Here is a 23,915-nt window from a genome sequence, read left to right as displayed (position 1 = left end):
ACCATGCCCGACCTCTCGCCGACCGGCCTTCCTGGCGCCTCGGCGAGCCAACGAAGGAGCCGATGTGAGCAGCATTCGCGAGCGCAACAGAGACCTGATCCTGCGCGCGGCCAGCGAGGAATTCGCCGACAAGGGGTTCGCCGCCACCAAGACGAGCGACATCGCCGCCAAGGCCGGTCTGCCGAAACCCAACGTCTACTACTACTTCAAATCGAAAGAGAACCTCTACCGGGAGGTACTGGAGAGCATCGTCGAGCCTCTGCTACAGGCTTCCGCACCCTTCAACCAGGCTGGCCATCCCCACGAGGTGCTGACCGCCTACATCCGCTCGAAGATTCGCATCTCCCGCGACCTGCCCTACGCCTCCAAGGTGTTCGCCAGCGAGATCATGCACGGTGCGCCGCACCTCTCCCCGGAGCAGACCGAGCAGCTCAACCTGCAAGCCAAGCACAACATCGACTGCATCCAGCGCTGGATCGACCAGGGCCTGATGGCCAAGGTCGACCCCCACCACCTGCTGTTCAGCATCTGGGCCGCGACCCAGACCTACGCGGATTTCGACTGGCAGATCTCCACCGTCACCGGCAAGTCCAGCCTCAGCGATGCCGACTACGACGCCGCGGCCGAGACCATCATCCGCCTGGTGATCAAGGGCTGCGAGGTCGAGGAAAAGGCCCAGGCCAAGAGCGCCTGACTTCCGCCCCCTCCAGGGGTGAATTAATTCGCCATGGGCTGCGCAGCAGCCCTTCCCGCCCCTGACCCTTGACAACCCTGCGGGTTGTTTTTGCGAATGAATTCGCTCCCACAAAAAGCATTCCCCAAAACATTTCGCCCCCACAGGGTGGGTACCGTTCGGCACCCACCCTGTGGGGGCGAATTCATTCGCTGAGGGCTGCGCGGCAGCCCCCATCAGTCATCAGGCCGCGCCGGCATCCGCTTTCAGGCCGGCCGCTTCCACGGCGCTGACCGCGCACTGTTCGTCGATATCCGAGGTATCGCCGCTGATGCCGATGGCGCCGATCACCTGGCCGTGACCATCGCGGATCAGCACGCCGCCGGGCGCCGGCACCAGGTTGCCGTCGGCCAGGTTGTTCACCGCACCAATGAATGCCGGACGCTGCTGGGCGTCAGCGGCAATCAGGCGCGAGCCCTTGCCCAGGGCCACGGCGCCCCAGGCCTTGCCGATGGCGATCTGCGGGCGAAGCATGCTGGCGCCGTCCTCGCGCTGCAGCGTGATCAGGTGGCCGCCGGCATCCAGCACGGCGATGGTCAGGGGCGCGGTGCGCAGGTCACGGCCGACGGCCAGAGCATGGTTGGAAATGCTCACAGCGGTTTCCAGGGTGAGGGTGGTCATTTTCAAGCGTTCCTCGTGAGTGGTTGAACCTTGTGCGGCGTCGTCCGGGCCTGGGTTTCCGAGAACCCATGACCATGCGGGCATTTTCCAGCCCGTCCTGCGGCGCATCCGAAAGCTGTAGCCCACTATCCCACCGAACACAAAAAAATCAACACATAGATACAATCACATTATTTTTTGTATACAGTATTTCCACCAGCTCACTGAGACTGCCTTAAAACACCCATGAAACGGGCGTTTTAAAGAAGTCGTCGCCCTGCGACCCTTGGCCTCACAAATGGCCTTGACCCATCAGTCAGCTGCTGAATAGAATCCAGCCACGTAGCTTGTATACAATTTTCACAATAACGAGGCACAAAACATGGCCAAAATGAGAGCAATCGAGGCTGCCGTCCTGGTAATGCGCCGCGAAGGCATCGATACCGCGTTCGGCATCCCCGGCGCCGCCATCAACCCGCTGTACGCAGCCCTGAACAAGATTGGCGGCATTGACCATGTACTGGCCCGTCACGTCGAAGGCGCCTCGCACATGGCCGAGGGCTACACCCGCACCAACCCGGGCAACATCGGCGTCTGCATCGGCACCTCCGGCCCCGCCGGCACCGACATGGTCACTGGCCTGTACTCGGCGTCCGCCGACTCCATCCCGATCCTCTGCATCACCGGCCAGGCTCCCCGTGCACGCCTGCACAAGGAGGATTTCCAGGCCGTCGACATCACCAGCATCGTCAAGCCGGTCACCAAGTGGGCCACCACCGTCCTGGAGCCGGGCCAGGTGCCCTATGCCTTCCAGAAGGCCTTCTATGAAATGCGCAGCGGCCGTCCTGGCCCGGTGCTGATCGACCTGCCGTTCGATGTGCAGATGGCCGAGATCGAATTCGACATCGACGCCTACCAGCCGCTGCCGGTGCAGAAGCCGTCCGCCAGCCGCGTCCAGGCCGAGAAGGCCCTGGCCATGCTGAACGACGCCGAGCGCCCGCTGCTGGTTGCCGGTGGTGGCATCATCAACGCCGACGCTTCGGCCAAGCTGGTCGAGTTCGCCGAGCTGACCGGCGTGCCTGTGATCCCGACCCTGATGGGCTGGGGTACCATACCTGATGACCACCCGCTGATGGCCGGCATGTGCGGTCTGCAGACCTCCCACCGTTATGGCAACGCCACCCTGCTGGAATCCGACCTGGTGTTCGGCATCGGCAACCGCTGGGCCAACCGCCACACCGGTTCCGTGGACGTCTACACCCAAGGCCGCCGCTTCATCCATGTGGACATCGAACCGACCCAGATCGGCCGCGTTTTCACCCCGGACCTGGGCATCGTGTCTGACGCGGGCTCCGCACTGGACGCCTTCCTGGAAGTTGCCCGCGAGTGGAAAGCCGCCGGCAAGCTGAAGGACCGCAGCGCCTGGGTCGAAGCCTGCCGCGAGCGCAAGCGCACCCTGCAGCGCAAGACCCACTTCGACAACGTGCCGGTCAAACCGCAGCGCGTGTACGAAGAGATGAACGAGTTCTTCGGCAAGGACACCTGCTACGTCAGCACCATCGGCCTGTCGCAGATCGCCGGCGCCCAGTTCCTGCACGTCTACAAGCCGCGCCACTGGATCAACTGTGGCCAGGCGGGCCCGCTGGGCTGGACCGTTCCGGCGGCCCTGGGCGTGGTCAAGGCCGACCCGACCCGTCCGGTCGTGGCGCTGTCCGGCGACTATGACTTCCAGTTCATGATCGAAGAACTGGCCGTGGGCGCGCAGTTCAACCTGCCCTACATCCACGTGCTGGTGAACAACTCCTACCTGGGCCTGATCCGCCAGGCGCAGCGCGGCTTCGAGATCGACTTCTGCGTGCAGCTGTCCTTCGAGAACGTCAACGCGCCGGAACTCAACGGCTATGGCGTGGACCACGTCGCAGTGGTCGAGGGCCTGGGTTGCAAGGCGATCCGCGTATTCGACGCCAACGACCTACAGGCGGCCTTCGCCCAGGCGCGCAAGCTGATGGAAGAGTTCCGCGTACCGGTGGTGGTCGAGGTCATCCTGGAGCGTGTCACCAACATCTCCATGGGTACCGAGATCAACGCCATCAACGAGTTCGAGGAACTGGCCCTGACCGGCGCCGACGCCCCGACCGCCATTTCGCTGCTGGACTGACCGACTCCCCTCTCCCTCCGGGAGAGGGGCCGGGGGTGAGGGATGCCCGAGGCGACTCGCCGCATCCCCAGCCTGCTCCCTCACCTATTCGTGGTGGGTGAGGGAATTCGATTCGAGGAGACATTCATGCCCCGTTTTGCCGCCAACCTGTCCATGCTGTTCACCGAAGTGGACTTCCTGGACCGTTTCGCCGCTGCCGCCGAAGCCGGCTTCAGCGGTGTCGAATACCTCTTCCCCTACGACTTCCCGGTAGAGGAAATCCGCGCCCGCCTGGACGCCAACAATCTGGAACAGGTGCTGTTCAACCTGCCGGCCGGTGACTGGGGCAAGGGCGAGCGTGGCATCGCTTGCCATCCCGACCGCGTGGAAGAGTTCCGCGCTGGCGTGGACAAAGCCATCGCCTACGCCAAGGTGCTGGGCAATACCCAGATCAACTGCCTGGCCGGCATCCGCCCGCAGGGCGTCGACTGCGCGACCGTCGAACAGACTTTCGTGGACAACCTGAAGTTCGCCGCCGAAAAGCTCCAGTCCGCTGGCATCAGGCTGGTGATCGAAGCCATCAACACCCGAGACATCCCCGGCTTCTACCTGAACAACACCCAGCAGGCCCTGGCCATCCGCGAGAAAGTGGGCAGCGCCAACCTGTTCCTGCAGTACGACATCTACCACATGCAGATCATGGAAGGTGACCTGGCGCGTACCGTCGAGTCCAACCTGGCCGCGATCAACCATGTGCAGCTCGCCGACAACCCGGGCCGCAACGAGCCGGGCACCGGCGAGATCAACTACCGCTTCCTCTTCCAGCACCTGGACCGCATCGGCTACCAGGGCTGGATCGGCTGTGAATACAAGCCGGCCACCACCACCGTTGCCGGCCTGGGCTGGCTGAAAACCCATAACGCCATCTAAGAAAAGAGGTACACCACATGGCCAAGATCGGATTCATCGGCACCGGCATCATGGGCAAGCCCATGGCTCAGAACCTGCAGAAAGCCGGCCACACCCTGTTCTTCTCCGAGCACTTCGACAAGGCTCCGGCCGACCTGCTGGGCGACAACGGCGTCGCCCTGGCCAACCCGAAAGAAGTCGCCCAGGAAGCCGAGTTCATCATCATCATGGTGCCGGACACCCCCCAAGTGGACGACGTACTGTTCCGCAAGGACGGCGTGGCCGAAGGCGTCGGTGCCGGCAAGGTGGTGATCGACATGAGCTCCATCTCCCCGTCCGCCACCAAAGCCTTCGCCGAGAAGGTCAAGGCCACCGGCGCCGCCTACCTGGACGCCCCGGTATCCGGCGGTGAAGTAGGCGCCAAGGCTGCGACCCTGAGCATCATGGTCGGTGGTTGCCCGAACGCCTTCGAGCGCGCCCTGCCGCTGTTCCAGGCCATGGGCAAGAACATCACCCGCGTGGGTGCCAACGGTGACGGCCAGACCGCCAAGGTCGCCAACCAGATCATCGTCGCCCTGAACATCCAGGCTGTTGCCGAAGCCCTGCTGTTCGCCGCCAAGAACGGCGCCGACCCGGCCAAGGTGCGCGAAGCCCTGATGGGTGGCTTTGCCGGCTCGAAGATCCTGGAAGTCCATGGCGAGCGCATGATCAAGGGCACCTTCGATCCGGGCTTCCGCATCAGCCTGCACCAGAAGGACCTCAACCTGGCACTGTCCGGCGCTCGTGAACTGGGCCTGAACCTGCCGAACACCGCCAATGCCCAGCAAGTGTTCAGCACCTGCGCAGCCATCGGCGGCAGCAACTGGGACCACTCCGCCCTGATCAAGGGCCTGGAGCACATGGCCAACTTCTCGATCCGCGAGGAGTGATCCAACACCCACTGCAAGGGTGAGCGGGAACATCCCGTTCCTCCCTTCAATGGGGCCCCTTTCGACCCTCCTGGTCCGCGGTGACACGGCGCCAACGACCAGGAAGGTCGATTCCAGTCCCGAGCCGCTGCGCGCGGCGGTTCGGGACTGAAATCGGCCTGATACGCCCGACGCCCCACCTCGTCGGCACGCCGCCCTACAACAAGAATCCGCTCATCTGGAGCCTGCCATGTCCCTCGACCCGAAAGCCTTCCTGCGCGACCTGTTCGCCACCGCCATCGCCGCCGCCCACCCGCGCCAGGTCCTGGCCGACCATCTGCCCGCCGACCGCTCCGGCCGCGTCATCGTCATCGGCGCCGGCAAGGCCGCCGCCGCCATGGCCGAAGTGATCGAGCGCGAATGGCAGGGCGAGATCTCCGGCCTGGTGGTGACCCGCTATGGCCACGGCGCCGACTGCAAGAAAATCGAAGTGGTGGAAGCCGCTCACCCGGTGCCCGATGCCGCCGGCCTGGAAACCGCCCAGCGCGTACTGAAGCTGGTCAGCGGCCTGTCCGAAGACGACCGGGTGATCTTCCTGCTCTCCGGTGGCGGTTCCTCCCTGCTCGCGCTGCCCGCCGAAGGCCTGACCCTGAAGGACAAGCAGGCGATCAACAAGGCCCTGCTGAAATCCGGCGCCGCCATCTCCGAGATGAACTGCGTGCGCAAGCACCTCTCGGCGATCAAGGGCGGCCGTCTGGCCAAGGCCTGCTGGCCCGCCACCGTCTACACCTACGCGATCTCCGACGTGCCCGGCGATGAGGCCACCGTGATCGCCTCCGGCCCCACCGTGGCTGACCCGACCACCTCCGCCGAAGCCCTGGCGATCCTCGCCCGCTACGACATCGAAGTGCCAGCCCATGTACGCGCCTGGCTGCAGGACCCGCGCTCGGAAACCGTCAAACCGGGTGATCCCTGTCTCGCCCGCAGCCACTTCCAGTTGATCGCCACCCCTCAGCAGTCCCTCGATGCCGCTGCCGAGAAAGTCCGCGCTGCCGGCCTCACCCCGCTGATCCTCGGCGACCTGGAAGGCGAATCCCGCGAGGTGGCCAAGGTCCATGCCGGCATCGCCCGCCAGGTGGTGCTGCACGGACAGCCGATCAAGCCGCCCTGCGTGATCCTCTCCGGTGGCGAAACCACCGTGACCGTGCGCGGCGATGGCCGCGGCGGGCGCAACGCCGAGTTCCTGCTCAGCCTGACCGACACCCTGAAAGGCTTGCCGGGCGTTTACGCCCTGGCCGGCGACACCGACGGCATCGACGGTTCGGAAGACAACGCCGGCGCCCTCATGACCCCCTGCAGCCACAGCCGCGCCGTCAAGCAGGGCCTTTCATCCAGCGATGAACTGGACAACAACAACGGATACGGGTATTTCGCCGCCCTCGGCGACCTGATCGTCACCGAACCGACCCGCACCAACGTCAACGACTTCCGCGCCATCCTGATTCTCGAGAGCCCTGAAAAATGACGCCTGACAAGAAAGTAAAAATCCTCGCCACCCTCGGTCCGGCGATCAAAGGCATCGACGACATCCGCCAACTGGTGGAAGCCGGCGTCAACCTGTTCCGCCTGAACTTCAGCCATGGCGAGCACGCCGACCACGCCCAGCGCTACCAGTGGGTGCGCGAGGTCGAACGTCAGCTGAACTACCCGATCGGCATCCTCATGGACCTGCAGGGGCCGAAGCTGCGCGTTGGCCGTTTCGCCGATGGCAAGGTCAACCTCGAGCGCGGCCAGGCCTTCCGCCTGGACCTGGACGCCACCCCCGGCACCGCGCAGCGGGTCAACCTGCCGCACCCCGAGATCATCGCGGCCCTGGAACCGGGCATGAACTTGCTGCTGGACGACGGCCGCCTGCGCCTGCAGGTAACTGCCAAGCACGCAGACGCGGTGGAAACCAAGGTGATTGCCGGTGGCGAGCTGTCCGACCGCAAGGGCGTCAACGTGCCAGAAGCCGTGCTGCAACTCAGCCCGCTGACCACCAAGGACCGCCGCGACCTGGACTTCGGCCTCGACCTGGGCGTGGACTGGGTGGCCCTGTCCTTCGTGCAGCGCCCGGAAGACATCGTCGAAGCCCGCGAGCTGATCCAGGGCCGCGCCTTCCTCATGGCCAAGATCGAGAAGCCGTCCGCCGTGCTGCACCTGGAAGAAATCGCCCGCCTGTGCGACGCCATCATGGTCGCCCGTGGCGACCTGGGCGTGGAAGTGCCGGCGGAGAACGTGCCGCGCATCCAGAAGGACATCATCCGCACCTGCCGCCAACTCGGCCGCCCGGTGGTGGTCGCGACCCAGATGCTGGAATCCATGCGCTTCTCCCCCGCCCCGACCCGCGCCGAAGTGACCGACGTGGCCAACGCCGTGGCCGAAGGCACCGATGCGGTGATGCTGTCGGCCGAGACCGCCTCCGGCGACTACCCGCTGGAAACCGTGCAGATGATGAGCAAGATCATCCGCCAGGTGGAGAACGGCCCGGACTTCCAGAGCCAGCTCGACGTCAGCCGCCCACAGGCCGAAGCCACCGCTTCGGATGCCATCAGCTGCGCCATCCGCCGCATCAGCAGCATCCTGCCGGTGGCCGCCCTGGTGAACTACACCGAGTCCGGCAGCTCCAGCCTGCGCGCCTCCCGCGAGCGGCCCAAGGCGCCGATCCTCAGCCTGACGCCGAACCTGAACACCGCGCGTCGCCTGACGGTGGCCTGGGGCATCTATTCGGTCGTCAACGAGCGCCTGCACAAGGTCGAGGAAGTCACCAGCACCGCACTGGAGATCGCCCAGGCCCAGGGCATGGCCAAGCGTGGCGACACCGTGGTGATCACCGCCGGCGTCCCCTTCGGCCAGCCGGGCAGCACCAACAGCCTGCGGATCGAAACCCTGAACTGAAGAAACACCGGCGCGACGAAGTCCGCAGAGACCACGCGCGCCCCGCACCGGCCCCGAGGCCGGGCGATGACGGAAATCCCCACTGGCCACCGCCGGTGAATAGGCGCCCTTTCACCGGGGCGCTGCTTTTTTCAAGCTGCCATGTACCGACTGCCTTTACGACCCGAAGTCCGTAGCTGGGCTTGCGCCCAACTCAACGGCTTCAGCCAGATTTTCCTCCAGCGCCATCCGGCCTGCGGGGCGTTGATCCTGCTCGCCATCGCCGTGGGCGCACCCAGCCTCCTGGGCGGCGCCTTGCTCGGCGGCGGCGCCTCCTGGCTCACCGCCGTACGTCGTCGCTACAGCCCCAACGACATCGAAGCCGGGCTCTACGGCTACAACGGCGTGCTCCTTGGCCTGCTACTCAGCGCGCGCTTCGAAGCCTCGCTTTACCTGGCGCTGCTGATTCTCTGCGCCGCCGGCCTGTCCAGCCTGCTGCTCAACGCACTGCTGAATGCGCTACGCCAGCACAATTGGCTGCGCGCCTACACGTCGCCCTTCGTCGCGCTCGGCTGGCTGCTGCTGGCCCTGGGCGGCCCGCTGGAGCTGACGCCCACCCTCAGCGCGGCCACCGCGTTTGAGCCTGGCTGGATCGACACGCCGCTTGCGGTGCTGCGCGGCATTGGCCAGGTGATTTTCCTCGACCAGCCCCTGTCCGGCGCGCTGGTACTCGGTGCGTTGTTCCTCGCTGGCTGGCGCGTCGGGCTCTGGGCACTGCTGGGTTCAGTCGTCGCGCTGCTCTTCGCCATCGCGCTGGGTATGCCCCTGCAAGCGTCGCTCGGCGGTCTGTTCAGCCTTAACGGCGCACTCATCGCCCTCGCCCTCGGCAAGGACTTCCGCCGCCCCTGGTGCGCGCTGGCCGGCATCCTCCTGGGCGTCGTCCTGCAACCGGGTTTCGCCGTCCTCGGCCTGCCCGCCATGACGGCACCCTTCATCCTCGCCTGCTGGCTCGTGCTGGCGGCCAAACGGATGATCGGGCGGCCTCAGCCCGCTCCCCGGCGCGCTGCGGATTGAATCCCAGACGAAAAAGCCCGGACCAGGTCCGTAATGCTGTTCACATAAGCATTTGAGCTGCAGCCGAGGCTCCCCGAGAATCCGATGCCAGACCTCTGGCATCGGATTTTTTATGTCCTTTCAACAGCAGTTGCTCGACCTGGGCGAGTTGTTCAACTTCTCCGACTTGAGCACCTTCACCCAAAACATCCCGATCGAGTGGGTGGCCTCGGCGCTGGACCTTTCTGCCCAAGCCACCATCCGCCGCCGGCGCCTGCCCAGTGATCAGGTGCTCTGGCTGGTGCTCGGCATGGCCTTGTTCCGCGACGAGCCGGTCCATGAGGTGGCGCGGCGCCTGAACATCTGCGCCCAGGGTCTGGCCTCCGACCACCTGCTGGCCAGAAGTGGGGTCACCGAGGCACGCAAACGGCTGGGGGCCGATCCGGTTGAATGGCTGTTTCGCCAGACGGGTCAGCAATGGGGGTGTGAGCGCTATGACGGCGATACCTGGCAGGGCCTGCAGGTGTTGGCGGTGGATGGTGCACTGCTGCGCACCCCGGATACACCCGAACTGCGGGAGCATTTCGGCTCTGGCAATACCGCCACCGACCGTCAGACGCCGTTCCCCATGCTGCGGCTCGTGGCCCTGATGAATGTGCGCTCGCACTTGATTCTGGATGCCCAGCTGAGCCCATACCGGCGCAGTGAAATGCGTTTGGCCGATGCCTTTGTGCAGCAGATTCCCGACCATTCGGTGACCTTGTTCGACAAGGGGTTCTGGAGCGCCGACTTGCTGTTGGGGTTGAACAAGGGCGGTGACCACCGACATTGGTTGATCCCGGCCCGCCAGGGCCTAGTCAGCGAGGAAGTGACGCGTTATGGCAAAGGGGATCGCCTGTTGCGCATGAAGGTGTCGCCCCAGGCGCGAAACCGTAACCCGAACCTACCCACGCACTGGGAGGTGCGCGAGGTCAGCTACGAAGTCCAGGGCAAGGTAAAAACCGTTCTGACCTCGCTGCCGGCCGAGCGCTACAGCGCCAAGGCGGTCGCCACACTGTACCGGGAGCGCTGGGAGATCGAACTGGGTTTCCGGAACATCAAGAGTTCCCTGCAGCAGAATGCGGTGACCCTGCGCAGCAAGGTCAAGGCGTTGGTCTACCAGGAGGTCTGGGGATTGTTGCTGGCCTACAACATCATCCGCCGTGAGGCCGGTCAGGCGGCAGTCGCCTTCGGCCGCTCACCCGCCGACATCCGCTTCAAGCCGGTGGCTCACTATATCGCCGTGCAATTGATCGTGATGGCGGCGGCCAACCCGATTTCGGCCACGGGCCGCCGCCTGTCGGAGTTGCGAGCCGGTATTGGCGGGCTGTTTCTGGATCACCGCCCCAAGCCATCAAGACCCAGGACGGTAAAGATTTCCAAGACCCGCTACCCGGTGGACCGCAAGGCTGCTCCGCTTAAGTGAACAGCATTACGGACCAGGTCCGGGCTCTTTCGTTCAGGCCGACAGGCTTCAGGCAATCTTCGCCAGCAGGTCACGCGCCTCCTGTTTCAGTTGGTCGTCGCCTTCGCTGATGACCTCGTTGAGGATGCTGCAGGCCGCCTCGATATTGCCCTGCTCGATGTAGGCCAGCGCCAGGTTGAGTTTCGTGAGGTTCTCCTGACGGGCATCCAGCTTGTCCAGCTCGTCCAGGCTGACCAGGGGATCGACGAACTCGTCGGCGAACCCGTCCAGGCTCTCGGCCTGCGGCAGCTCCGGCAATTCGCCGAACGGGCTCAGGGTGTCGGCATCCAGGGTCAGTTCGAAGACTTCCGGCAGCTCCTGCAGGTTGGTGGGGAAGGCGGCGTCGTCCTCCACGGTCGGGAAGGCTCGGACCACGCTCGCCTTGCGCTTGGGCTCGGCGGTCTTGAACGGGCTGACCTGTTCCCAGTCGGCATCCAGCGGATAGCCATCGAAGTCGGACTGCGGGCCGTCGATGGGTTCGTTGCTCGCTGCGGACAGGGACGAGGGGGCTTCGTCCAGTACGAAGACGGGGTCGCTCGGTGCGCTCCCTGCCGACCCGACATCCGCATAACGGGCGCAAATGGCGGCCAGGCGTTGTTCGTCGGCGCCCACATCGCGCAGAGCGGCTTCTTCGAGGGTGAAGGCCACCGGGTCACGCAGCTCGCCGAGAACTTCCAGCAGGCGGTAACGCAGCTCCAGGCGCTGGGGCTCCTGGGCGACAGCCGGGCGCAACACGGCCAGGGCTTCGCGCCAGCGGCCATAGGCGATGTAGATATTGGCGCCGTCCAGGGCATCGGCGCTGACTCGCGTATCGCGGGCCTGAACGGCCGGCATCGGAGCGCTCTGTACCTTGGCGACCGGAGCCACTTCCGGCAGTTCCGGGGTGACCGGCTGAACCTCCTGACGACGATGCTGGAAGGCCACCTTGGCCTTGCCGCTGGTCTGGGCTTCTTCCAGCTCCTGCTCCTGGGCCGCGCGGCGGGAGCGGCGCAGTAGTACCCAATCCAGCAGGAACAACAGAACCAGGCCGGACACCATGATCGCCCACCAGAACGGGCTGATACCGGTGGTGCCTTCGTGCGCCGTCAGCGAAACACTCTGTTCGGCCGCCTGGGCCTTGGGAATCACCGCAACGGCTGGCTGGACCGGGGCGGCTTCGCGGGCGACCGGGACGGCCGGCTCGGCGGTGCGTTGCTGGATCTGCGCCTGCAGGGCAGTCATCTGCTGGTCGCTGCCGTCCAACTGCTGCTGCATCGCATCCAGCCTGGCCTGGAGTTCGGCGATGTGCTGGCGCAACTCAACACGCTCGGCCTCGACCTGGGCCATGCTGGCGTCCACCCGTTCCTGGGCCTGGTTCAGCACATCCAGGGTCGGCGCGGTCGGTGTCGCCACGGCAGGCGCCGCTGCCTCGCTCGGCGCAGCAGCGGGAGCCTCGACCACGGGGGCCGACGGGGCGCCGACCTGCACTGCGCGGTCCGGCAGTAGCAACGACTGACCGACATGCAGTCGATTGATGTCGCCGCCGGGGAATGCCTGGGGATTCAGAGCAAAGATGCCTTCCAGCATCTGCTGCTGGGAGAAGCCGCTGCCGACGCTGACGCGCTTGGCAATCAGCCACAGGCTGTCACCCCGCACAACCTGGTAGCGCTTGCCTTCGGTTGCGGCAGGCGCCGGCCCAGCTTGTACCGATGCACCCCGACCCGTGGCGGCGGACACCTCGCGCGCCGGGCTGACCGCGGCGGCGCTCGCGGTAAAGGCGGAACCGGGCGGGTCCAGCAGCAAAGTGTATTCACGCAGCAGCTTGCCATTGGGGCGCGCCACTTCGACGATGAAATTCAGGTAGGGTTCGCGGACGGGTTTATTGGACACCACGCGGATGCGGCTGCTGGAACCGCGGATCACCGGACTGAAACGAAGGTCGTTGAGGAAGATGAAACGATCGACGCCGGCACGCTCGAACGCATCGGCCGACGCCAGGCTGACCTTGATTTCGCTGTCGCTCAGGTCACCGACCTCAAGCAGCTCGATTTCGGCATCCAGCGGCTGATTGAGAGCGGAGTGCAGGGTTATCTCGCCTAGCCCCAGCGCTGGTACCAGGCCTGAATAGAGCGCAGACCCGGAAGCAAGCGTGAGAAGAAGCTTGTGAACCCTCGCCATATGTCCTCCCCGGCCAATCGCACTCACGAATCACGCCCCTGATGCCGCAATCGGGCACCCCTGAAACGTGGTGGAACACGCTGACCTCAAAGCTGCATGACAGTGGAATGTCGCTCCCTGTCCACTCCACCTGAAACCTGTAGCGCCGGACCTTTCTCTCCCTCATCCGGCGTAATGGCAGCTGGCCACAGACCTTCGTTGTAGCTTACTCCACTATTCGGAATATTTCGCCAGGGGGCTTGACATTTTTTTCATCGTGCGATTTGCATGCTCATTTTCGTGCAGGCCGCACGCCCCTGGCCGGCACCACCGCCAACAGGAAGAGTAGCGCAACCAGCCAGAAACTTTGCTCGAAAGCCAGGGCTTCGGCTGCGGCATCGCCCCCTTCGGCGGCATGGCGCCACTCCAGGAAGAACGTCAGCAGGTTGACCCCGAAGGCGCCGCCCAACTGACGGACGAAGGTGATGGCGCCCGCGCCCAGCGCCAGTTCCTCCGCACTGAGGACGTCCAGCGCGCCGGTGCTCATGGCCGGCAGCAGCAGCCCCAGCCCGAGCCGGCCGACACAGGCCCAGCCACAGAGCACCCAGAAGGAAGCGCCCGCCCCCGCCAACCCCAGGGCCGCCGAGGACAGGGCGAACACCAGCAGGCCGACCACCAGCAGGGACGCCGCCGCCAGACGGTCACTGGCCCAACCGCCGAGGAAGGACGCCAGCCCCAGTACCACGCCGGTCGGCAACAGCAGCAGACCGGCCTGGCCCGCGCTATAGCCTTCCACCGTCTGCAGGAAGAGTGGAATCAGGTAGGTGGAACCGTACAACCCCAGCCCCAGCACCAGAGCCACCCAGCTGGCCTTGCGGAATGCTGCGTGACGCCACAGCTGCATCGGCAGCAGGGGCCGCGCGCAGGCACGGCTGCGACGCAGGAAGGCCACGGCGCAGCCAAGGCCCAGCAGCCCGGGCAGCCAGGTATTCGGCGCCAGCCAGCCATAACGCTGGGCCTCCGCCAACGCGCCGAGCAAGGCGAACAGGGCAACGCAGAGCAGGAGGAAGGCGGGCAGATCGACGCCTGGCGTACTGCGGTTCCGCTCGCTGGGCATCAGCCACCGGGCCCCGATCAGCGCCAGCAGGCACAGCGGCAGGGGCAGCCAGAACACCGCACCCCAGCCGAAGTGGTCGATCAGGTAGCCGCCGACGGTCGGCCCCAGGGTGGGCGCCACCATGACGCCCAGGCCATAGATGCCCAGGGCCATGCCCCGACCACCGTCGGTATAGACCCGAAAAATCAGCACCATCGCCAGCGGTTGGATGATGCCGGCGCAGGCGCCCATGAGGATGCGCAGGGCAATCAATTGCCAGGCGGAAGTGGCCGCCAGGGCCAGCAGTGAAGCCAGGCTGAACAGGCCAAGTCCGAGCTGTACCGTACGCCGTGCGCCCAGGCGTGCCTGGCACCAGGCCGCCAGCAGCAGGCCGGCCGTCATGGAGGCGAGAAAACCGGTGGAAAGCCATTGCGCCAACGGGCGGCCGATGTGGAAATCGGCCATGATCGCCGGCAAGGCGACGTTGATGCTGGTGGACGCGAGGATCATCGCCATGCTGCCGAGCATGAGCAGGCCCAGCAGCCACTGCGGATACCGGGCCCCGAAGCGCTGGTGCAGCGCTTCCAGATCCTGCCCCATCAGAGGCGGTCCAGGTTCGCCAGTATCCGTGCGTGAACCTGTTGGCAGTGACGCAGTTCGTCGTCGTCGATACCCGCGAAGAGTTCCTGGCGCAGTTGGCTGGAAATGGCCTCGATCCGCTCGATCAGGGGACGGGCCGGCGGGCACAGGGCGATCTTTTTCGCCCGGCGGTCTTCGACAACCGCCATGCGCTGGATCAGGCCCTGGGCTTCCAGGCTGTCCAGCAGGCGGGCCAGGGTCGGCCCTTCCACGCCGACGCTCTTGGCCAGCTCACGCTGGGTCGGCAATTCCTGGAAACGGGAAAGATGCAGCAGCACCAGCCAGCGGGCCTGGGACAGCCCCATGCCGGCGAGGCGGCGATCGAGTTCGGCGCGCCATGCGCGGGACATCTGGGCAAGCTGCATGGCGAAACGGTGTTGATCGGGGTAGGACATCGAAATGACTCGGACTTCTTATACTAATAATTAGCCAGCTAATCATAGCCGAAAGCCGCGGGCAAGCCCCCTGCCCTACCACTTCACATACTGGTCCTCGACGAACCCCCACATCTGGTCGATGCGCACTGGCGGACGTCCCGGCGGACGCAGGGTGCCGCTGAAGCGGCCGAAGACCTGCTTGAAATTGCTTGCAATGAAACCGAGGTTCAGCCGCTCCCGGTGCAACCCCTCGCCCTCGAATCGCAGGTCCACCTGGCCGTCGTGGGACGCGATGCTCCAGGTGCTCAACGGCTGGTCGCGATCGAAGGCAAAGCGCACGGTATCCACCTTGAGCAGCTCGCCATCCAGCCAGAAGCAGTTTTCGGTGAAGCTGGTTTCGTTCACCCCGCAGGACAGGTTCAGGCCGACCCGCCGGCCCTCCGCCAGGCCTGACAGGCAGGCCCAATTCCAGTGGGTTTCCGGGCGCATGTAGCCGGCCGACCAGTCGTGATGGGCGAAGGCGCCTATCTGGCCGAGATCGAATCGCCCCAGGTCGCTGCTGACCTGCCCCTGGCACGCCACACCCGCCACCTTTTGCGCATAGACCCAGCCATTCACCGCCGTCGGCGTGCAGATGCACATGGGCTGGAAGGCCGGCTGGCGCTCGTTGAAACGGGCATCGATGCGAGTACCGTCGTCGAGCGCCACCAGAAGGCGCTTTTCGCCGGTTTCAGCGCAGTTTTCCAAGCGCAGCAGATTGCGCCCCTGGCGCAATTCGCCGGTGCCCCCGTCCGGCTGCTGGGAGAATGACGTACCCAACCCGAGCGGTAGCTTGAACTGCCGTTCGATCATGCGCCCACTGGCCGGATGGAAGAGGTAGACGAAGCCGACACCCACCAGGCTCAGGTTGGCCAGGGCGCAACCGCCGATCAACTCGTCGCTGAGCAGGCCGAAATACTGGAACTGGTGGAATCGCCGCCACTTGGCCAGTGCGCCGAGGCGACGCCCCATGGGCGAACGGAAGTCGAAGTCACGGTAGTTGATGAGGCCCGGCGCGGAAGGAAAGATGCCGTAATGCGGCTGGCCATCGGCCTGGATCAGCTTGTCCATGCGGATCGCTCGAAGCAGAAGGAGCGGCGATGCTAGCACCGGTCGGCGCGCCGGGCAGTCACGGGGCGCGCCATCCGGAGCGACCAACTAGGCCACCACGCGATTCCTGCCGAACGCCTTGCCTTCATAGAGTGCCCGATCCGCCTGCTCGTACAACTCGTAGAGCCTGGCCAGTGGCATGCCCGGCAGCGGATGCACGCACGCCACACCGATGGACATGGTCAGCACGGGCGCGGTGGGCGAGGCCTCATGGCAAATAGCCTGCGCCTCCAGCGCCGCGCGCAGCCTCTCCGCGCAGCGCCGCGCTTCCTGTTCGCCGACGTCATAAAGCAGCACGGCGAACTCCTCGCCCCCCAGGCGCACCGCCATGTCCAGGGGACGGCGCGCGGTGCCTTCCAGCACCCGCGCCACCTGCTGCAGCACCTGGTCGCCGGCCTGGTGGCCGTAGCGGTCGTTGTAGGCCTTGAAATGGTCCACATCGCAAAGCAGCAGCGCCAACCCGAGTTTTTCCCGCTGGGCCTGGCGCCACAGGCGTTCCAGTTGTCGATTGAAGCTGCGGCGGTTGTACAGCCCGGTCAGGCTGTCGTGGTCGGCCAACACCCGCATCAGCCGGCTGATGAGAAAGTGCTCGCGGGACTTGAACTCCAGCAGGTAACAGCCGACCGCCCCCGCCAGGTTGCCGAACAGCAGGAACAGCAGGTTGTTGACCAACCTCGGCCAGGGCAGCCCGGCCCAGATCTCCAGCCCCACATAGGCCAGCAGGATCACCAGGGAAACACCCAATGCCTCCCCCAGGCGGAGCCCCACCAGGAAATAGGCCGCCATGCACACCAGCAGCAGCCCCTCATAGGGAAAGGACGGATCGCTGCGGTGGGCAATGGCCACCACCGCGCCCGCGCCGATACCGAGGGCGCCGATGCAGACCAGGCTCAACGGCGCCAGGAGATCGCGACGACGGCGCTGCAGCATCAGCACGCCGCATCCCAGCAGCAGCCCCAGCACGCCCAGGCGCACGGCCAGCATCCACCAGCGCTCCGCGCTGCTGATCAGGTAGAAATCGAGCACGGCGAACGCCAGCCAGGTCAGCAGACCGAGCCCCAGGGCAATGCGCTTGAGATCGAAGTTCTCTTCGAGGAAATAGTCGCGGTATTCACGCTCCAGGGAGCGCGCGAAACGCAGATGCCGGAACCCCAGGGCCAGTTGATCGGCGTATGGATTGGGGCGGACATCGTCAAGCCAGGCAGTGTTGCTGTAGGACACATCTACCTCTTCTGTCGGAGGCCTCTGGCGCACCTTAGCCGGTCGTGCGCGGCGTCACAAGTTCGTCGCTTTGCCCCGTCATACTCCTGACGCGAACCTCGACAGCAGCCGATCAGGCCTCGAACTCCGCCTCCAGGGCAGCCCGCACGCAGTGCAGCACGCCATCGGGCACCCGACCGGAGAACAGTGCGGCCACTTCCGCCACGGGCGGCAACTCGCCTTCGCCATCGAGGAAGGCGTCCTGGATTTCGCCCAGCAGGTCTTCCGGCAGGTCCAGCGCCTGCTCCAGGCTGAGCTGCTGGTTGCCGATGGTTTCGGCCAGCAGGCTGTAGACGTTCTTTTCGCTGCAGTTGAGCTGGCGGGCGATCTGCGCGGGCGTCATGCCCGCACGCGCCAGGCTGACCAGCTCATGGCGCAGGTCGGTAACCGCGCGCGGCGCCTCGCCGGCGCCATTGAGCACTTCGAGGAAGGCCTCGCCGTAGCGCTCCAGCTTGCGCGCGCCCACGCCGCTGACCCGGGCCATCTCGGACAGACTGCGCGGCTGGCTGCGCAGCATTTCCAGCAGAGTCGCATCAGGGAAGATGACGTAGGGCGGAACGCTGTGTTCTTCCGCCAGTTTGCGACGCAGCGTGCGCAGGGCCTCCCACTGCTCGCGCTCCTCGCCCCGCACCAATTGGCTGGCGGCGCTGGCGGTCGGCTTGGGCGCCTTGCTGGACAGGTCGCGGCGCAGTTCCAGGCTGACTTCGCCCCGCAGCAGCGGGCGGCAGGCTTCGGTCAGGCGCAGGCCGCCGAACCCCTCCAGGTCGACGTCCGCGAGGCCACGGGCGACCAACTGGCGGTACAGGGTGCGCCACTCGGCTTCGGACAACTGCTTGCCCATGCCGAACACCGACAGGTGCTGATGGCCGGCGGAACGCACTTTCTCGTTATCGCGCCCCAGCAGCAGGTCCACCAGGTGGCCGACGCCATAGCGCTGGCCGCTGCGGTGGATGGCCGAGAGCGCCAGGCGCGCCGGCTCGGTGGCGTCCCAGGTCTGCACGCCATCGGTGCAGATGTCGCAGTGGCCGCAGGGCTGGGCCAGTTCTTCGTCGAAGTAGGCCAGCAGGGTCTGGCGACGGCAGCGGGTCTCTTCGCAGAGCGAGAGCATGGCATCCAGCTTGTGCTGTTCGATGCGCTTGTGGCGCTCGTCGCCCTCGGAGTTGCTCAGCATCTGCTTGAGCAGCAACACGTCCTGCAGACCGTAGGCCATCCAGGCATCGGCCGGCAGGCCGTCACGGCCGGCGCGGCCGGTTTCCTGGTAATAGGCTTCCAGGGACTTGGGCAGGTCCAGGTGGGCGACGAAACGCACGTTGGGTTTGTCGATGCCCATGCCGAAGGCGATGGTTGCGACCATGATCAGCCCTTCCTCGTTGAGGAAGCGCTTCTGGTGGTAGGCCCGCAGGTCGTTGGACAACCCCGCGTGGTACGGCAGCGCCGGAAAACCCTGCGCGGAGAGGAAGGACGCCACCTCTTCCACCTTCTTGCGCGACAGGCAGTAGACGATGCCGGCATCGCCGCGGCGCTCGGCGAGGAAGCCCAGCAACTGCTTGCGCGGCTGATCCTTGGCGACGATGCGGTAGAAGATGTTCGGCCGGTCGAAGCTGGAGAGGAAGCGCTCGGCATTCTGCAGGTGCAGGCGCTGGACCATCTCCTCGCGGGTCCGCATGTCAGCGGTGGCGGTCAGGGCCATGCGCGGCACATTGGGGAACAACTCGGCCAATTGGCCCAATTGCAGGTATTCCGGCCGGAAATCGTGTCCCCATTGGGACACGCAGTGGGCTTCGTCGATGGCGAACAGGCCGATCGGCAGGCGCTGCAGGAAGGCCAGCATGCGCGGTTGCACCAAACGCTCCGGGGCGAGGTAGAGCAGCTTGATCTCGCCACGGCGCAGGCGGTCGGCGATATCCCGCTGAGCCTCGGCGGACAGCGTGGAGTTCAGCGCCACGGCCGGCACGCCCAGTTCGTCCAGGGTGGCGACCTGGTCCTCCATCAGCGCGATCAGCGGCGACACGACCACGGTCAGGCCCTCGCGCAGCAGCGCCGGAACCTGATAGCAGAGGGACTTGCCGCCGCCGGTGGGCATCAGCACCAGGGCATCGCCTCCCCTGGCCACGCGTTCGATGATCGCGGCCTGGTTGCCGCGGAAAGCGTCGTAGCCGAATACGTCTTTGAGGATGCGCAGTGCCTGGTCGAGCATGGGGGTCTCCGGAACAAGCCGCGCATTATACGTCAGCCGTAACGGCAAGATGGCCACGCCCATCGCCCATGGCTTTTGCCGCAAACCTCGCACTCGACTAGAATTCAGCGTCGTTTATTCCTCAAGGTAGTCCCACGATGTCCTTCGCTGAGCAACTGTCCCGCCTGCAAGCCTTTCTCGATGCCGATGACCTGCACGAGGAGGCTCTGGACTATGTGGCCACCCACGGCTACCTGACCGCCCTGTCGATCTGCCCGGAGCAGGTGCCCGAGCGCGAATGGATCGACGCCCTGTTCGCCGAGCCGCCGCACTACCGCAGCGACGCCGAGCGCGCCGAGATCGAAACCGCCCTGCTGGACCTCAAGGCCCACATCGCCCGCCAACTGGCCAGCGACGAGGACCCCGAGCTGCCCTGCGACCTGGACCTGGGCGAGGACCCGGACGACTCCGACCTGCGCGGCTGGTGCATCGGCTTCATGGAAGGGGTGTTCCTCCGCGAGGAGGTCTGGTTCGAGAGTGCCGAGGATGAAGTCAGCGAGCTGCTGCTGCCGATCATGGTGGGCTCCGGCCTGTTCGACGAACAGCCCGAGTTCGCCGACATCGCCCGGGACCGCAGCCTGGTGGACGAGATGGTCGAGCAGATCCCCGAACTGCTGACCGCCCTCTTCCTGCTGTGCAACGCCCCGGAAGAAAAGCCCGCCCTGCTCAAGCCCCGCCACCACTAAGGCGGGCGTATGGCCCACGGCGATATCCAGCAGCAGCGCCACCCGGCGCTGCGCATGATCCTCCTGGTCGTCGGCTGGCTCAGCGTCGCCCTGGGCGTGATCGGCATCTTCGTGCCGGTGCTGCCGACCACCCCCTTCCTGCTGCTCGCCGCGGCCTGCTTCGTGCGCAGTTCGCGGCGTTTCTATCTGTGGCTGGTGGAACATCCCCGGCTCGGCCCCTGGATCCGCGACTACCTGGAAGGCCAGGGCATCCCGCTCAAGGGCAAGGTCTACGCCCTGGCGCTGATGTGGGGCAGCATCACCCTCTCCTGCATCCTCGTGCCGCTGCCCTGGGCCCGTGGCTTCATGCTCACCAGCGCCGTGCTGGTGAGCATCTATATCCTGCGCCAGAAAACCCTGCGTCCTCACTGACGCCCACTCGGCAAACCGCCGGTTGCCCGCCTAGACTCTGAGCATTCCGGGCGGAGAGATGGCCAATGCGGCAACGATGGGCAGCAAAGGGAGTGCGGCGACCCTCGTGGCTGGCATGGCAATGCGGCTGCCTGCTCAGCGGCCTGCTGCTCTGCCTGACCAGCGTGCTGGCCAACTGGGACTTCGACCTGATCCTGCAGAACGCCGCCCGGCGCTACGGCGACCTGGGGCCGGCGAAAGACCGCATCCTCGCCTGGAGCGAACTGATCCAGGCCAGCGTCGACCAACCCGAGGGCGATAAACTCGGCGCGGTGAACCGCTTCTTCAATCGCCAACTGCGCTTCACCGACGACCTGAGCACCTGGCACGAGAAGGACTACTGGGCCACCCCCATCGAAGCCCTGGTCAAGGGTGCCGGCGACTGCGAAGACTACTCCATCGCCAAGTACTTCACCCTGCGTCGCCTCGGCATTCCCGCCGAGAAGCTGCGCATCACCTACGTCAAGGCCCTGCGCCAGAACCAGGCGCACATGGTCCTCACCTACTACAAGACACCCAGCGCCGACCCTCTGGTGCTGGACAACCTGATCGGCGAGATACGCCCCGCCTCCCAGCGCACCGACCTGCTGCCGGTCTACGCCTTCAACGCCGAGGGGCTCTACACCGGCGTCAAGCGCGCCGGGGACACCAAGAAGCTGTCGCGCTGGCAGGACCTGCTGAAAAAGATGCGAGCCGAAGGCTTCGCCATAGGAGAGGGTTAGCCCATGTCCCTGCTCAAGCAACTGTTCCTGGCCATCTGCCTGCTGCTCGCGCTGGCCTTCGCCGGCAGTTTCCTCGCCGGCGTGGAAAGCTCCCGCGAGCAGTTGCTCAGCCAGTTGCGCTCCCACGCCCAGGACGCCGCCACGGCCCTCGGCCTGTCGATGACACCCCATGTGGATGACCCGGCGATGATCGAGCTGATGGTCAGTTCCATCTTCGACAGCGGCTACTTCGCCAGCATCCGCGTCGTGCGCATCCCGGACGGCAGCGTGATCGCCGAGCGCAAGGCCACCGGCACCCGCGAACAGGTGCCGGGCTGGTTCGCCCAGCTGGTCGACCTGCGCCCGCAGGGCGGTGACGCGCTGATCATGCGCGGCTGGCAGCAGGCGGCGCGGGTGGAGGTGCTGAGCCATCCGCAGTTCGCCCTGGCCAAGCTGTGGGACAGCGCCGTGGGCAGTCTGCTCTGGTTGCTGTTCTGCGGCGTCATCAGCGCCCTTCTGGGCGCCTGGCTGCTGCGCACCCAGTTGAGGCCGCTGGACAACATGGTGCAACAGGCCGAAGCCATCAGCCGCCGCGAGTTTCTCGCCCTGCCCAAGGTGCCACGCACACCGGAACTGCGCCGCGTAGTACTGGCCATGAACCAGATGGTGGACAAGCTGCGCAAACTCTTCGCCGAGGAAGCCGCGCGTAGCGAGCGCCTGCGCGAAGAGGCCTACCAGGACAGCCTCACCGGCCTGGCCAACCGCCGCCAGTTCGACATCCACCTGGCCAACCAACTGGTGCCCAACGAACAGAACGCCTCCGGCTACCTGCTGCTGCTGCGGGTCAACGACCTCGGCGGGCTCAACCAGCGCCTGGGCGGCCAGCGCACCGATGCCCTGATCCGCGACATCGGTGAGCGCCTCAATGCGCTGGTGCTGCAACGCGGCACCCCGGACTGGCTCGCCTCGCGCAGCCGTGGCGGCGAATTCGCCCTGCTCGCCCCCGGCCTCACCGGCGAAGACACCGAGCCCCTGGCCGAGACGATCACCCAACAGCTGGAAAGCCTGCACGAGACCGGCGCCAGTGACCGCAGTCCGGTGGTCCTGCTCGGCGTGGCCGCCTACCGCCCGGGCGAGGACATCCACAAGGTCATGGGCCGGGCCGACCAGGCACTCGCCCAGGCGGCGCAGGACCACAATCGGCCCTGGGCCCGGCTGGACGATTTCGACCCTGCCCCGGGCCAGAGCCAGCATGACTGGCGGGCCTGGATCGACGATGCGTTGAACAAGGGCAAGTTGCGCCTCTACTTCCAGCCGGTGGGACTTTGTGCGAATCCCGCGGAAATCCTGCACCACAAGGTCCTGGCGCGCCTGCTCGACCCCCAGGGCGAAGCCGTGCCCGCCGGTCGCTTCCTGCCCTGGATCGAGCGCCTCGGCTGGGCCGCGCGTTTCGACCTGGCGATGCTGGAGCATTGCCTGGCACACCTGCAGCAATCGCCGTCGCCCATTGCCCTCAGCCTGTCCGCCGCCAGCCTGCGTCCGGGGGAGGAGCGCGAACGCCTGCTGGCCCTGCTCAAGTCCCATCCGCAGCAAGCGGCCCAGCTCACCCTGGAGCTGGACGAACGCCATCTGCCGCCGGCCGGCGAACTCGGGCAGATCTGCCAGGCGATCCGCCGCACCGGCTATGGCGTCGGCCTGCAGCACTTCGGCGGGCGTTTCAGCCTGATCGGCAACCTGGCCCACCTGGGCCTGGCCTACCTGAAAATCGACGGTGCCTACATCCGCGCCATCGACCAGGAAAGCGACAAGCGCCTGTTCATCGAAGCGCTGTTCCGCGCCACCAACAGCATCGACCTGCCGCTGATCGCCGAAATGGTGGAAACCCAGGGTGAGTTGGAAGTCCTGCGGGAGATGGGCATCCAGGGCGTGATGGGCCGCGTGGTCGGTGCGCCGGCGCCCTGGCATGAGTGACACGACCCGGCCCGCGAACGGGACGGCGCCGTGAGCGGGTCGTCGGTCAGCCCGCTAGCCGCGCTCAATAGGACAGGTCGTTTTCGTCCGGCACCAGGCTGCTCAGGCCGCCCACCTGGGCGCGGACATGGGCGCGCTGCTGCAGCTTGTGGCGGGCGGCCTCCGGCAGGTCGGTGAAGTTCATCACCCCACGGTTCACCAGCGCCTGCACCAGATCCTCGACCACCCGCACCAGTTCCAGGTCGGAGTGCGCCAGGGCCATCAGGTGGTCGTGCAGGCTGCGGCTGGCGAACCAGCTCAACACTTCCGGGTCGCTGGCCGGCATGCTCTGGGTCATGCTGTTGAAGGGTTCGTGCTCCACCCGCAGCACACTGCCGTTCTCGTCGCGTTGCACGTAAACCATGGTTCCCTCCCTTTTCCACTCCGTACCGGGCCGGCGCGGAGTCAGGCCTGT

Annotated in this window: 20 protein-coding genes; 12 read left to right on the top strand and 8 right to left on the bottom strand. The window is 65.9% G+C overall.

Features of this window, described 5'->3' with window-relative positions; genetic code table 11:
* Positions 1 to 64 precede the first annotated feature (64 nt).
* Positions 65 to 694: a TetR/AcrR family transcriptional regulator gene (locus tag PJW05_RS10435; RefSeq protein ID WP_271411638.1), complete on the top strand. Its 630-nt coding sequence runs from the start codon at positions 65 to 67 to the stop codon at positions 692 to 694.
* 222 nt (positions 695 to 916) lie between these two features.
* Here PJW05_RS10435 and PJW05_RS10430 read toward each other — a convergent pair whose 3' ends face one another.
* Positions 917 to 1,354 carry a GlcG/HbpS family heme-binding protein gene (locus tag PJW05_RS10430; RefSeq protein ID WP_271411637.1) on the bottom strand — a complete coding sequence of 146 codons (438 nt, stop codon included), beginning with the start codon at positions 1,352 to 1,354 and terminating at the stop codon, positions 917 to 919.
* Between the two features lie 361 nt (positions 1,355 to 1,715).
* Here PJW05_RS10430 and gcl point away from each other — a divergent pair, with 361 nt between their 5' ends.
* From gcl to PJW05_RS10395, 7 genes are all read left to right on the top strand, one after another.
* Positions 1,716 to 3,491, top strand: a complete 1,776-nt coding sequence (gene gcl, locus PJW05_RS10425) for a glyoxylate carboligase (RefSeq protein ID WP_271411636.1) — start codon at positions 1,716 to 1,718, stop codon at positions 3,489 to 3,491.
* Between the two features lie 126 nt (positions 3,492 to 3,617).
* Positions 3,618 to 4,400, top strand: coding sequence for a hydroxypyruvate isomerase (gene hyi, locus PJW05_RS10420; protein ID WP_271411635.1), 783 nt, complete (start codon positions 3,618 to 3,620; stop codon positions 4,398 to 4,400).
* A gap of 17 nt (positions 4,401 to 4,417) precedes the next feature.
* On the top strand, positions 4,418 to 5,308 hold the full coding sequence (locus PJW05_RS10415) for a 2-hydroxy-3-oxopropionate reductase (protein WP_271411634.1): 891 nt from the start codon (positions 4,418 to 4,420) through the stop codon (positions 5,306 to 5,308).
* Between the two features lie 229 nt (positions 5,309 to 5,537).
* A complete protein-coding gene (locus PJW05_RS10410; RefSeq protein WP_271411633.1) occupies positions 5,538 to 6,812 on the top strand; it encodes a glycerate kinase type-2 family protein in 1,275 nt (424 codons plus the stop codon).
* The gene (pyk, locus tag PJW05_RS10405) at positions 6,809 to 8,224 is read left to right on the top strand and encodes a pyruvate kinase (protein WP_271411632.1); all 1,416 of its coding nucleotides are present in this window, start codon (positions 6,809 to 6,811) and stop codon (positions 8,222 to 8,224) included. Before PJW05_RS10410 ends, pyk begins: the two co-directional genes overlap by 4 nt.
* 141 nt (positions 8,225 to 8,365) lie before the next feature.
* Positions 8,366 to 9,277: an urea transporter gene (locus PJW05_RS10400; protein ID WP_271411631.1), complete on the top strand. Its 912-nt coding sequence runs from the start codon at positions 8,366 to 8,368 to the stop codon at positions 9,275 to 9,277.
* Between the two features lie 112 nt (positions 9,278 to 9,389).
* Positions 9,390 to 10,721 carry an IS4 family transposase gene (locus PJW05_RS10395; protein ID WP_271410669.1) on the top strand — a complete coding sequence of 444 codons (1,332 nt, stop codon included), beginning with the start codon at positions 9,390 to 9,392 and terminating at the stop codon, positions 10,719 to 10,721.
* A 48-nt stretch (positions 10,722 to 10,769) separates the two neighbouring features.
* On the opposite strand, the gene PJW05_RS10390 is transcribed toward PJW05_RS10395, so the two are convergent.
* The 6 genes from PJW05_RS10390 to recQ all read right to left on the bottom strand — a co-directional run bounded on the left by PJW05_RS10390 (position 10,770) and on the right by recQ (position 19,614).
* Positions 10,770 to 12,917: a FimV/HubP family polar landmark protein gene (locus PJW05_RS10390; RefSeq protein ID WP_271411630.1), complete on the bottom strand. Its 2,148-nt coding sequence runs from the start codon at positions 12,915 to 12,917 to the stop codon at positions 10,770 to 10,772.
* 271 nt (positions 12,918 to 13,188) lie between these two features.
* Positions 13,189 to 14,592, bottom strand: a complete 1,404-nt coding sequence (locus PJW05_RS10385; protein ID WP_271411629.1) for a DHA2 family efflux MFS transporter permease subunit — start codon at positions 14,590 to 14,592, stop codon at positions 13,189 to 13,191.
* The gene (locus PJW05_RS10380) at positions 14,592 to 15,026 is read right to left on the bottom strand and encodes a MarR family transcriptional regulator (protein WP_271411628.1); all 435 of its coding nucleotides are present in this window, start codon (positions 15,024 to 15,026) and stop codon (positions 14,592 to 14,594) included. The genes PJW05_RS10385 and PJW05_RS10380 overlap by 1 nt, the downstream gene beginning before the upstream one ends.
* 75 nt (positions 15,027 to 15,101) lie before the next feature.
* Positions 15,102 to 16,118 carry a DUF2804 domain-containing protein gene (locus PJW05_RS10375; protein WP_271411627.1) on the bottom strand — a complete coding sequence of 339 codons (1,017 nt, stop codon included), beginning with the start codon at positions 16,116 to 16,118 and terminating at the stop codon, positions 15,102 to 15,104.
* Positions 16,119 to 16,205: 87 nt separating this feature from the next.
* Positions 16,206 to 17,378 carry a GGDEF domain-containing protein gene (locus tag PJW05_RS10370; RefSeq protein ID WP_271411626.1) on the bottom strand — a complete coding sequence of 391 codons (1,173 nt, stop codon included), beginning with the start codon at positions 17,376 to 17,378 and terminating at the stop codon, positions 16,206 to 16,208.
* 112 nt (positions 17,379 to 17,490) lie between these two features.
* Positions 17,491 to 19,614 carry a DNA helicase RecQ gene (recQ, locus tag PJW05_RS10365; protein WP_271411625.1) on the bottom strand — a complete coding sequence of 708 codons (2,124 nt, stop codon included), beginning with the start codon at positions 19,612 to 19,614 and terminating at the stop codon, positions 17,491 to 17,493.
* Between the two features lie 137 nt (positions 19,615 to 19,751).
* On the opposite strand from recQ, the gene PJW05_RS10360 reads away from it, so the two are divergent.
* The 4 genes from PJW05_RS10360 to lapD all read left to right on the top strand — a co-directional run bounded on the left by PJW05_RS10360 (position 19,752) and on the right by lapD (position 23,461).
* Complete coding sequence (locus tag PJW05_RS10360; RefSeq protein ID WP_271411624.1) at positions 19,752 to 20,339, top strand: YecA family protein; 588 nt, start codon at positions 19,752 to 19,754, stop codon at positions 20,337 to 20,339.
* A 9-nt stretch (positions 20,340 to 20,348) separates the two neighbouring features.
* Complete coding sequence (locus tag PJW05_RS10355) at positions 20,349 to 20,750, top strand: YbaN family protein (RefSeq protein ID WP_271411623.1); 402 nt, start codon at positions 20,349 to 20,351, stop codon at positions 20,748 to 20,750.
* A gap of 65 nt (positions 20,751 to 20,815) precedes the next feature.
* Entirely contained in the window at positions 20,816 to 21,511 is a 696-nt protein-coding gene (gene lapG / locus PJW05_RS10350) for a cysteine protease LapG (protein ID WP_271411622.1), read from the top strand.
* A gap of 3 nt (positions 21,512 to 21,514) precedes the next feature.
* Positions 21,515 to 23,461: a cyclic di-GMP receptor LapD gene (lapD, locus tag PJW05_RS10345; RefSeq protein ID WP_271411621.1), complete on the top strand. Its 1,947-nt coding sequence runs from the start codon at positions 21,515 to 21,517 to the stop codon at positions 23,459 to 23,461.
* A 64-nt stretch (positions 23,462 to 23,525) separates the two neighbouring features.
* Here lapD and PJW05_RS10340 read toward each other — a convergent pair whose 3' ends face one another.
* Positions 23,526 to 23,864, bottom strand: coding sequence for a tryptophan synthase subunit beta (locus PJW05_RS10340; protein WP_271411620.1), 339 nt, complete (start codon positions 23,862 to 23,864; stop codon positions 23,526 to 23,528).
* Between the last annotated feature and the right edge of the window lie 51 nt (positions 23,865 to 23,915).

This window comes from Pseudomonas sp. Q1-7 (genome assembly GCF_028010285.1).
Classification (GTDB): domain Bacteria; phylum Pseudomonadota; class Gammaproteobacteria; order Pseudomonadales; family Pseudomonadaceae; genus Metapseudomonas.
Note: the sequence above shows the minus strand (reverse complement) of the source record. Positions and strands in the feature narration are given on the sequence as shown.